We start from the raw sequence: 2327 nt of genomic DNA on the forward strand, positions 1-2327 counted from the left end.
TATCCGCCCCTACCGGGGAGCCTCCGGTCGGGATTGTCGATTGTTTTTTGAGTGATGCTAACGGACAGCCTGCCAGCCTCAGTGAAGTACCGGTCTGGAAGGTTTCCTACAAAGGTCCTGCCCGGATCACGACCAGTCTTATCAATCAAAGCGTTCGTATAAGCGCTGCTGGCAAAAATCTGATTGAAGTCAATAGCGCTCTCCTTGAGATGCAGGTGACTGTTGCCTTAAAAGGGGTCCAAAGAATTCTATCAGGTCGGGATATCTTGAAGGCGCAACCGGGAGAGTGGCGATTTGTATCGGACTGCCAGAATGGTTTTCTGCTTTTGGCAATGGATCCCACGGGCGGATATAGTGTCAACATTTCTGATCGCTTCAATGGTTGCGAACTTCTGAGCAGTCGGCTCATGAATCTTGTTATTCCCAAAGCATCGATTCGAGATCTGCCGGACACGCATAAAGGGATCGGAGGAAGCTGTAGCGGTGGCCTCTTTACTTTGACCCTGGCTCAAACCCAGACCATTACCGTTGGTCCGTTTAGTCCCCAGGCATGTCTGGATTTAAGCTCTTTTGTTAACAGCATGGGTTTATAGGCCCTATTTATTTTTCATGGCTGCCTATTCCCATGCGATAGAAATCGGTCGATGGAGATCGTTCAGTTGCACACTGAGCGAAAAAACAGGGCGTTGACACTTTGATTTTGTCATGCTTTTCGTCATCGCCATCACGCGGGTTTGCTGGCTTCCAACACGGTGGGTGGGGGGCGCAAAAAAAACCTGGTTTTTATCTTTGCCATGCAAGTAGATGAACGCCTTGGGCTTGAATGAATTGGTGCTTTTTCTGCGGTCAAAAATGAGGCACGGGAAAGGGATTCAAGCCGACTTTGCCGCTCATGACAAGGGACGTTTATTCTGGGCCTCGTGGCAAAAATTCAAAGCGAGGTCGTGAAACAAACCGCTGAATGGATTCAAACAAGTCGAAAATGGAAGCAGCAACCGCGGCTTTCAACCTTACGACTGAAGAGGACTTTGGCAATTCACTGACGTTAGTCATTGTAGTGATCCTCTTCCTTATCACCCATACCCAAACCATTGACGCATGCCGCGCATTGGATATGTTGGATTGATGACTGTGAAATGCAAGTTTTGCAGTAGGTGGTTCGTTGCCATGAATCCCAGACAACGCATTCTTTGTCGCATAGGTGGCAAACCTCCTTTCGCAACTCAGTCTTTCGCTGCTTCTTGAGAACATGGATGACCTCGTGCTCATATTCCCAGACTTCTATTGTGCCATTGGCGTCCTGATGCAGGATCTGATAAATTTTCTTTCCAGGCAAGTCTTCGTTCTCAACCCGCCCGATGGTTATCGCCTCAGCAAGGCTGTTGGCAGCTCGGCACCAGATCCCGGATCCATCTTCAAAAGAATGATTCGAGCCCAAATCACCTTTTACTTCAGCATAACTTATCTCCGTGGGCTTTTCCCTGAATGGTGGAAAACGCCATTCTGATGGGACTTTCTCCAAGCCATACAGTATCTGAACGTCGACATGCATCAAACTGGCATCCTTCTTTTAAAGGGCTTTCAGAACTTCAGAGATTTTATGGATGAAGACTGGAACCTGGTCAAGGGAAGCGTCAGTGGCTGACAACTCCATCAAGAGGTTGCCGCAAATGGAAAGCCGGCGATTCGAAGTATCTGTCCCTGAGGAGTATATAAGCCATAATGACATTTAACGCAGACTTTGAAATGCCTCCGAAGGGGACGTTGGCAGCCGACATCTGAATCAAGCCGTCCTGACCTGATATGCAACATAAGACCTTTTATGTGGTACATTCCACCGAACAGAACCACTCAAGGGACAACGCCATGGATGGCCTCACCTCGTTCGATTACGCTGATCGTGCCTGAAAAACGTGGGCGCTTTCAGGAAAGTTTTCTTAATTTCCTCGCCGCCCGCCTGAGAAACGATAATACCCGTGCCGCCTATGTGCATAACCTTGGAAGGCTCCTTGACTCAGGGCCCCGGAAAGAATGCCTGGAATTTCAGCAGACCCTTGATTATCAAGGCTTTCACGAAAGCCGTAATTCTGAAATTTCCCAATAATTTTAACTGACTGCTTATTTTGTAGTCATTCTTTCCGGGGCCCTGTCCTTGACTGGCTTTGTTGCAAAAAATCTCTAGCATTCTGACACGGGATTGGTCATATTCACCAGTTCACCGTATCCAGGGAGTGGTTATGGCGCTGAGCTTCAAAGGACGGCATTTTGAAAAGTCCATTATTCTGACCTGCATCCGCTGGTATCTCAGCTATAAGCTCTCCACGAGG

1 protein-coding gene and 1 pseudogene are annotated in these 2327 nt (G+C 48.2%); both read left to right on the top strand.

Annotated features, from left to right (window positions below; translation table 11 throughout):
• On the top strand, positions 1-593 hold a 593-nt coding region (locus tag VE954_RS16270; protein WP_324954598.1), incomplete at its 5' end, for a hypothetical protein.
• A 1644-nt stretch (positions 594-2237) separates the two neighbouring features.
• Positions 2238-2327 (top strand): annotated as a pseudogene (locus VE954_RS43815) (IS6 family transposase); the annotation flags it as partial.

Origin of the sequence: Oligoflexus sp. (assembly GCF_035638955.1) — a bacterium.
Classification (GTDB): Bacteria; Bdellovibrionota_B; Oligoflexia; order Oligoflexales; family Oligoflexaceae; genus Oligoflexus.